Source organism: Streptomyces sp. NPDC002690 (assembly GCF_053592415.1).
On record NZ_JBSFVR010000350.1, the window covers coordinates 1 to 7,848 of the forward strand.

Genomic DNA, 7,848 nt, shown 5'->3' on the forward strand with positions numbered 1-7,848 from the left:
CGCCCGCGAAATCGAGGGAGCCCGGGAGGAGTTGTCCGCCGTCCGGGAGGGCGCGCTCGCCGCCCACGAGCGGTGGCTCGGCCTGCGCGAGCGCCGGCTGCGCGACATCGCGGCCGAGTTGGCGGCCGGACTCTCCACCGGAGAGCCGTGCGCGGTCTGCGGCTCCGCCGAACACCCGGACCCCGCGCGGGCGGGCGACGGGCACGTGGACCGCGCCACCGAGGAAGCGGCCCTGGCCGCCCACCGGGCCGCCGAACAGGCCCGCGTCCGGGCCGACCAGGCACTCGCACTCCTGACGGAACGCCACACCGCAGCGCGGGCCGAGGCGTTCGCGGATGCCTCGGCCGCCTCTGACACGACGGCGAGGGCCGGGTCCGTCGACCCCACCGTCGCCGAACTGACCGACCAGGTCGGCCGACTGACCCGCGAGCACGGCGAAGCCCACCGGCTCGCCGCTGGAACGCACCGGGCGCGCGAGACCCTCACCGCCGCCGAGCGGGAACACCAGGACCGGCTGGAGCAGCGCCGCCACGCCGAACGTCGTGCCGCCGTGAGGGTTTCCCGGCGGGAGGACCTCGACCAGCAGCAGGCGGTGTGCGAGGCCGAACTCGCCGGTGTGCGCGAGGTGTCGGGCTCCATCGCGGCCCACGCCGACCGGCTCGCCCGGCGTGCCGCCCTGCTGGCCGAGGCCGCCGAGGCCGTACGGGCCGAGCAGGGCGCGGCCGAACGGCGCAAGGAAGCCGACGGACGCCTCTCCGACGCCGCCTTCCGCGCCGGGTTCGACACCCCGCAGGCGGCTGTCGCGACGCTGCTCGACCGGTCCTCCCAGCGGCAGTTGCAGAGCAGGATCGACGTCTGGCAGGCCGAGGCGGCCGCCGTCGCCGACCGGCTGGCGGAGGAGGACGCCCGCGAGGCCGCCGCCCGCCCCGCCGCGTCGCCGGACCGCGCGCGCGAGACGTACGACCGTGCCGAGACCCTGCTGCGCAACGCTTCGTCGGCGCTCTCGGCCGCCCAGGAACGCCGCACGGAGCTGGACCGCCTGTCCAGGGAGGCCGCCCGGGAGGTGCGCACGCTGGGCCCGCTCCGCGCGGAGTACGAACGCGTCGCCCGCCTCGCCGCGCTCACTGCCGGGACCTCGGCCGACAACGAGCGCAAGATGCGGCTGGAGTCCTACGTGCTCGCCGCCCGGCTGGAGCAGGTGGCCGCCGCCGCCACCGTCCGGCTCCAGCGGATGTCCGCCGGCCGCTACACCCTGGTCCACTCGGACGCCCGTACGGGAGGACGCCGGGCCGGGCTGGGGCTGCACGTCGTCGACGCCTGGACGGGCCGGGAACGCGACACCGCGACCCTCTCCGGCGGCGAGACCTTCTTCGCCTCCCTCGCCCTCGCGCTGGGCCTCGCCGACGTGGTGACCGACGAGGCGGGCGGGGCCCGGCTGGACACCCTCTTCATCGACGAGGGGTTCGGCAGCCTGGACGAGCAGACGCTGGACGAGGTGCTGGACGTCCTGGACTCCCTGCGCGAGCGCGATCGCAGCGTCGGCATCGTCAGCCACGTGGCCGACCTGCTGCGCCGGGTGCCCGTACAGCTCGAAGTGGTGAAGGGGCGCCAGGGATCGACGGTCCGGCACCGGCTCCACTGACCCGTGCCGGTGCCGGTGCCGGTGCGGGAACGGGCGTCGGCAGCGGGATGCCGGACCGGCGGACGTCCGCGCGCTCGCACCGCCGGGCCGGCCTCCGTGGGGGAAGCGCCTCAGCGTTCGATCGGGCGCCGGGGGAGCGGGGAGGAGTACACCACGCTGGTGGTCACCGACCCGAGGCCGCTGATGCGCCCCGTCACCTCCTCCAGGTGACGCATGGAACGAGCGGTCACCTTCAGCACGAAGCAGTCGTCCCCGGTGGTGTGGTGGGCCTCGACGATCTCCGGGGTGGTGGCGAGGAGGTCGTGGAACGGCTTGTAGTTGCCGGTCGGGTAGCGCAGCCGCACGAAGGCGAGGACCGGCAGCCCCAGGCGCTCAGGGTCGATCACCGCGCTGTACCCGCTGATCACCCCGAGCTCCTCCAGCCGGCGTACCCGCTCGGTCACCGCGCTGGGCGACATGGCCACGGCCCGGGCGAGTTCGGCGAAGCTGGCCCGGCCGTCACGCTGCAGTACGTCGAGGATGCGCCAGTCGGTGGCGTCCGGTGAATAGTCGGTCATGAGGCCAAACAACAGGGGAATCCCCGGCTGATCAAGTCGAGCGGCGTCGTTCGTGCCTTCTGGTGCGTCTGTGCCCCGCCTAGATTGAGACCCATGAACACGACCTCACCCGGTGCCGTACGGCCCCCCGCGCCCGCCTTCCCCGACCACCCCGTCCTGCGAGTGCCGCCCGCACCCCCTGCCGCCGCCGCTGCGTACTTCGCCGCCTCCCTCGCCTTCCACGCCGACGTCTCCGACGTCGCCGCGGCCCTGGACCTCGTCGCCGGGCCCGGCATGACGGTCCTGGACTGCCGCTCCACGGCCGCCTGGGACCAGGGACACGTCCCCGGCGCCGTGCACCTGCCCACCGCGCTGATCCCGGAGCAGGCCGCCCGCCTGCTCGACCCCGCCGTCCCCGTCGTCACCTACTGCTGGGGCCCCGGCTGCGACGGAGCCACGAGGGCCGCTCTCGCCCTCGCCGAACTCGGCTACCAGGTCAAGGAGATGCGCGGCGGATTCGAGTACTGGGTGCGCGAGGGCTTCGACTTCGAGACCTCGCGAGGGACGGAGCGGCGCGACCCCGACCCGCTCACCGTCCCGGTGGACGGCGGGGACTGCGGCTGCTGACCGAACGCGTACGGCCGGCGCCATGGGCGTCGCGGAACGCGCGGCCCCCTCATGCACCGGGCAGCGCCCGCAACAGGGGCCTCGGGTCGGCCCCGGAGGGGAGTCCGCTCACCTGTCCGTCGCCCACCTCGACCACCCGCCACACCCCGTCCTCGCGCAACGCCAGGTCGGTGGTCACCAGCCGGCAGCCGAGCCGGCGCACGGCCTCGCCGACCGGGCCCAGATCCGGGAGGGGACGGTCGTCCGGGGTGTCCGGGTGGGCGGTCACCAGGACGGGGCTCCCGTCGACCCACCACACCCGCGCCTCCCCGCCCGGGGCGAACCGTTCGTACACGCGCACCACCACTCCGCCCGCGAGGTGGTCGCCCTGGAGATCGGCCATCCGTCCGACGACCGCCGAGAGCCCCGCGGAGTCACTCAACTCGGGTACAAAGCACGCCTCGTGCCATTCGTGCTTCCGGGACTTCACGAAATCCTTCACGATCCCGGGGCCCCCGCCGAGCGGTCGCGCGAGGGCCGACCAGAACGCCGCGTCCCCGGGCACGGCAGTCGGAGCCGTACAGGAGATCGGATGCCAGACGCTGCACGGGGTCAGTCCCCGGAACGTGGCGTACCACCCCGGAAGCTCATGGGCGGTCCGGTACGCCGCCGCGTCCGTGAACAGTGAGGCGCCCCGCTCCGCGAGCGCCCCCTCCAGCTCGGCGTACCGCCGTACGGGAATCATCCAGCCCCGGTACCAGTACGGTCCCGAGCCGCGCGGGACCCGGGCGACAGCTCCCGCCGCGTCGCCCGCGAGCAGCGCGTCATGGTCGAGGAGCGCGGCGGGCGCTCCCAGCTCCCGTACGGCCGCGGCCTCTTCGGCGAACTCGGGGTCCGCACGGTTCGGGCGCAACGGGTCGGCGCAGAGGAGGAAGCCGGGCATGGGCGGAGCCTCCGGTCGTGGCACGAGGTCGCAAGCGGTACGACCGTATCGGAACGGGCCCCTTCGGCAAGGGGGTCACGGCGCGAGGGTGCCGGAACCGGCCCGGCCGGACGCCAACCGGTCGGCGGGCGTACGGGTGGCGTCGCGCAGCGCGTCGACCGCGGCCAGAACCGCCTCCCGGCCGTCCTTCTTCGGGACGCCCGAGGCGGCACGCTCGTGCAGCGCCGCGCCCTCGGCGAGCACCAGATCGGTGTCGATCCCGGCCGGGATCTTGATCTGGGCGAGCCGCCGCCAGGTGGTCAGCGGGTCGCTCCACGCCTCGACCTTGTACGTCCAGCGTCCCTCGGTGTCCGGGGTGACGTCGGCGCCCCAGCGGTCCGTACCGGGAGCGAGTTCCCGCAGGGGCACGAACGGGCCGCGCCGTCCGCTCGGGTCGCGCAGTACGACGTTGGCCGCCACCGCGTCATGGCCTTCGCGGAAGACGGTGGCGGAGACCTGGAAGGTCTCGCCCACCACAGCCTTCGCCGGGCGTCTGCCGCAGTCGACGAGCGGAAGGACGTCCAGGACGGGGATACGACCGATCATGACATCACCTGAAAGCTGGAGCGGGGCGTGCGGGGACGACGGCACGCGCGGCGAGGGCCGCATCCGCGTGCCGCGAGGGTGGGGATCAGTCCTTTGTAGCTGCTCAGCTGTCTGCTGACGGGCTGTGGGCATGGCCGCTCCTGTCCGCGTTCACTCGAATGGCACTCGAATGGCTGGCGTGCGCGGGGATGACGCGCACGCTGCGGGGGTGTGCGCGAGGACGTGTGCCGCCGGGTCGGCTGTGTACGCGGGTAGCCTTCCCACCGCTTTCGCGCGGTCAACCCGGCGCCGTGTTAACTACTGGGTCGTAAACCGGACGCCGCGCGCGTCCGGCGCCCGGCGTCGGGCGTGCGGCGTCACACGAGTCACCGGGTACCCGCGCTCCGGCGACTCGCACCTCCCGGTGGGTTCGCCACCCCGGAAGCCTCTCCCGGCCGGCCCGGGCCCACAAGGTCGCCCGAGGGGGTGAAATCAGCCATATCCATGCGCAGCGGGCGGGATTGCCGGGACCGACGGGACCCCTGGGGCGGCGCCGGGGACCCTCGGACGCGTGCGCCGGACCGCGCGACGACCCCGTGCGCCGTGGCAGGACGGAGCTCCGGGCCGTTACCGTCGTCAGTGGTTGAGCGGCGCACACCGTGGTGCGGCGTCCCCTCGGATTCGCAACTCCCCTGTAAAGGTGGAACGCGTGAAGGCCATTCGTCGGTTCACCGTACGTCCCGTCCTCCCCGACTCCCTGCGACCCCTGCACGACCTCGCGCGCAATCTGCGCTGGTCGTGGCACACCGAGACCCAGGAGCTCTTCCGGTCCGTCGACCCCGAGGGGTGGCGACCGGAGGATGCCGACCCGGTGCGGCTCCTCGGCTCCGTCTCCGCCTCCCGGCTGGCCGAACTCGCCCGCGACGAGGAGTTCCTCGGCCGCCTCGGCGAGGCCGCCGAGGAGCTCGACGGCTACCTCACCGGCCCCCGGTGGTATCAGAACCAGCTCGCCCAAGGCGGCCAACTCCCCAGCTCTGTCGCCTATTTCTCGCCCGAGTTCGGAGTGACCGCGGCCCTGCCGCAGTACTCCGGCGGACTCGGCATCCTGGCCGGCGACCACCTCAAGGCCGCCAGCGACCTCGGCGTCCCGCTCATCGGCGTCGGCCTGCTCTACCGGCACGGCTACTTCCGCCAGTCGCTCTCCCGCGACGGCTGGCAGCAGGAGACCTATCCGGTGCTCGACCCCAACGAACTCCCGGTCACCCTGCTGCGCGAACACGACGGCACCCCCGCCCGGGTGGTGCTCGCCCTGCCCGGCGGACGCTCCTTGCACGCCTGCGTCTGGAAGGCCCAGGTCGGCCGGGTTCCCCTCCTCATGCTCGACTCCGACGTGGAGGAGAACGCCCCCGGCGAACGCGACGTCACCGACCGGCTCTACGGCGGCGGCAGCGACCACCGCCTCCTGCAGGAGATGCTGCTCGGCATCGGCGGGGTGCGTGCCGTACGCGCCTGGTGCCGCCTCACCGGCGCACCCGCGCCCGAGGTGTTCCACACCAACGAGGGACACGCCGGATTCCTCGGCCTCGAACGCATCCGGGAACTCAACCAAGCCGAGCAGGTGTCCGGCCAACTCGGCCGCGAGGGACTCGACTTCGACTCCGCACTCGAAATCGTCCGGGCCGGCGCCGTCTTCACCACGCACACCCCCGTCCCCGCCGGCATAGACCGATTCGACCGCCAACTCGTCGCCCGCCACTTCGGCGACGACGGCGAACTCCCCGGTGTCCCCGTCGACCGTGTACTCGCCCTCGGCGAGGAGACGTACGAGGGCGGCACCCCCGGCATCTTCAACATGGCGGTCATGGGCCTGAGGCTCGCCCAGCGCGCCAACGGCGTTTCCACCCTGCACGGAGCCGTCAGCCGGGAGATGTTCTCCGGGCTCTGGCCGGGATTCGACCCGGCGGAGGTGCCCATCACCTCCGTCACCAACGGCGTGCACGCCCCGACCTGGGTCGCCCCCGAAGTGCTCGGCCTGGGCGCCCGCCAGGTCGGCGAGGAGCGCGCCCGGGACGCGCTCGCCGGGGGCGAGGTGGCCACCGGGAACGGCGCCGACCGCACCGCCACGCCCCGCCGCTGGGACGCGGTGGCGGCCATCGGCGACCGCGAGATCTGGGACCTGCGCCGGGTCCTTCGCGAGCAGCTCGTCACCGAGGTCCGAAGGCGGCTCTACGCCTCCTGGCGCAGGCGCGGCGCCGGCACCGCCGAACTCGGCTGGATCGACGGAGTCCTCGACCCGGACGTCCTCACCATCGGCTTCGCCCGCCGGGTCCCCTCGTACAAGCGGCTCACCCTGATGCTCCGCGACAAGGACCGGCTCACCCGGCTGCTGCTCCACCCCACCCGGCCCATCCAGATCGTCGTCGCCGGCAAGGCGCACCCCGCCGACGACGGCGGGAAGCGGCTGATCCAGGAGCTGGTCCGGTTCGCCGACGACGCCAAGGTCCGCCACCGGATCGTGTTCCTGCCCGACTACGGCATGGCCATGGCGCAGAAGCTCTACCCCGGCTGCGACGTCTGGCTCAACAACCCGCTGCGCCCGCTGGAGGCCTGCGGTACGAGCGGGATGAAGGCCGCCCTCAACGGCAGCCTCAACCTCTCGGTGCGCGACGGCTGGTGGGACGAGTGGTTCGAGCCGGACTTCGGCTGGGCCATCCCCACCGCCGACGGTTCCGCGGTGGACGACGACCGGCGCGACGAACTGGAGGCCGACGCCCTCTACGCGCTGATCGAGGACCGGGTCGCGCCGCGCTTCTACGACCGGGGGGATGACGGGCTGCCCGAGCGGTGGATCGAGATGGTCCGCCGTACCCTGGCCGCCCTCGGCCCCAAGCTCCTCGCCGGACGCATGGTCCGGGAGTACGTGGAGCGGCTCTACGCCCCTGCCGCGGTGTCACGGCGCGCGCTCGACGTCCCGGCGGCACGCGACCTCGCCGCGTGGAAGTCGAAGGTGCGGGCGGCCTGGCCGCAGGTGGCCGTCGACCACGTCGAAACGGTCACCGACACCGCCGTGAGCGGCTCGGCGGAGCTGGGCGCGACCCTCGCGCTACGGGTCAGGATCGTGCTCGGCGGCCTCGCCCCGGAGGACCTGGAGGTGCAGGTCGTGGCCGGGCGGGTGGACTCCGGCGACGCGCTCGTCGACGCCCAGATCACCCCGCTGAAGGTGACCGGCGCCGGTGACCTGGAGGACCACCGGGTGTACGAGGGACCGCTGTCCCTGGACCGCACCGGCCCGTACGGCTACACCGTGCGGGTCCTGCCCTCGCACCCGCTGCTGGCCTCCGGGGCCGAACTCGGCCTGGTGGCACTGCCGGACGCGAGCGTCGGTGAGGAGGAGGGCGGCCCGGTGCTGCGCTGACGGGCGGGGGCGCGGGGACGCCCCGCGCCCCCCGGCGGCAGGACGCGGAAGGCCCCGGCCGCCGGCCCCGAGACGTTCGGGCCGACGAGAGACAGGTCGCCGCTCTGGAAGGGGCGTTGACCAGCGGACGGGACCGCAAGGC

General features: G+C 73.8%; 5 protein-coding genes and 1 pseudogene. 3 read left to right on the top strand and 3 right to left on the bottom strand.

From position 1 onward, the window contains the following. On the top strand, positions 1-1,642 hold a 1,642-nt coding region (locus ACWD3D_RS29995; RefSeq protein WP_451463902.1), incomplete at its 5' end, for an SbcC/MukB-like Walker B domain-containing protein. Positions 1,643-1,752: 110 nt separating this feature from the next. On the opposite strand, the gene ACWD3D_RS30000 is transcribed toward ACWD3D_RS29995, so the two are convergent. Then, positions 1,753-2,199, bottom strand: a complete 447-nt coding sequence (locus tag ACWD3D_RS30000; RefSeq protein WP_451463903.1) for an Lrp/AsnC family transcriptional regulator — start codon at positions 2,197-2,199, stop codon at positions 1,753-1,755. A gap of 93 nt (positions 2,200-2,292) precedes the next feature. Here ACWD3D_RS30000 and ACWD3D_RS30005 point away from each other — a divergent pair, with 93 nt between their 5' ends. Continuing rightward, the gene (locus ACWD3D_RS30005; protein WP_451463904.1) at positions 2,293-2,805 is read left to right on the top strand and encodes a rhodanese-like domain-containing protein; all 513 of its coding nucleotides are present in this window, start codon (positions 2,293-2,295) and stop codon (positions 2,803-2,805) included. Positions 2,806-2,854: 49 nt separating this feature from the next. On the opposite strand, the gene ACWD3D_RS30010 is transcribed toward ACWD3D_RS30005, so the two are convergent. Next, entirely contained in the window at positions 2,855-3,727 is an 873-nt protein-coding gene (locus tag ACWD3D_RS30010; protein ID WP_451463905.1) for an ATP-grasp domain-containing protein, read from the bottom strand. 108 nt (positions 3,728-3,835) lie between these two features. Beyond that, a pseudogene (locus ACWD3D_RS30015) lies at positions 3,836-4,312 on the bottom strand (maltotransferase domain-containing protein); the annotation flags it as partial. 688 nt (positions 4,313-5,000) lie between these two features. Between ACWD3D_RS30015 and glgP the strand changes: the two are divergent. Next, complete coding sequence (gene glgP / locus ACWD3D_RS30020) at positions 5,001-7,706, top strand: alpha-glucan family phosphorylase (RefSeq protein ID WP_451463906.1); 2,706 nt, start codon at positions 5,001-5,003, stop codon at positions 7,704-7,706. Positions 7,707-7,848: the final 142 nt, after the last annotated feature.

Coding starts and splice junctions, on each gene's coding strand:
- ACWD3D_RS30010 (WP_451463905.1), bottom strand. CDS start 3,727: ATGCCCGGCTTCCTCCTCTGCGCCGACCCGTTGCGCCCGAACCGTGCG.
- ACWD3D_RS30000 (WP_451463903.1), bottom strand. CDS start 2,199: ATGACCGACTATTCACCGGACGCCACCGACTGGCGCATCCTCGACGTA.
- ACWD3D_RS30005 (WP_451463904.1), top strand. CDS start 2,293: ATGAACACGACCTCACCCGGTGCCGTACGGCCCCCCGCGCCCGCCTTC.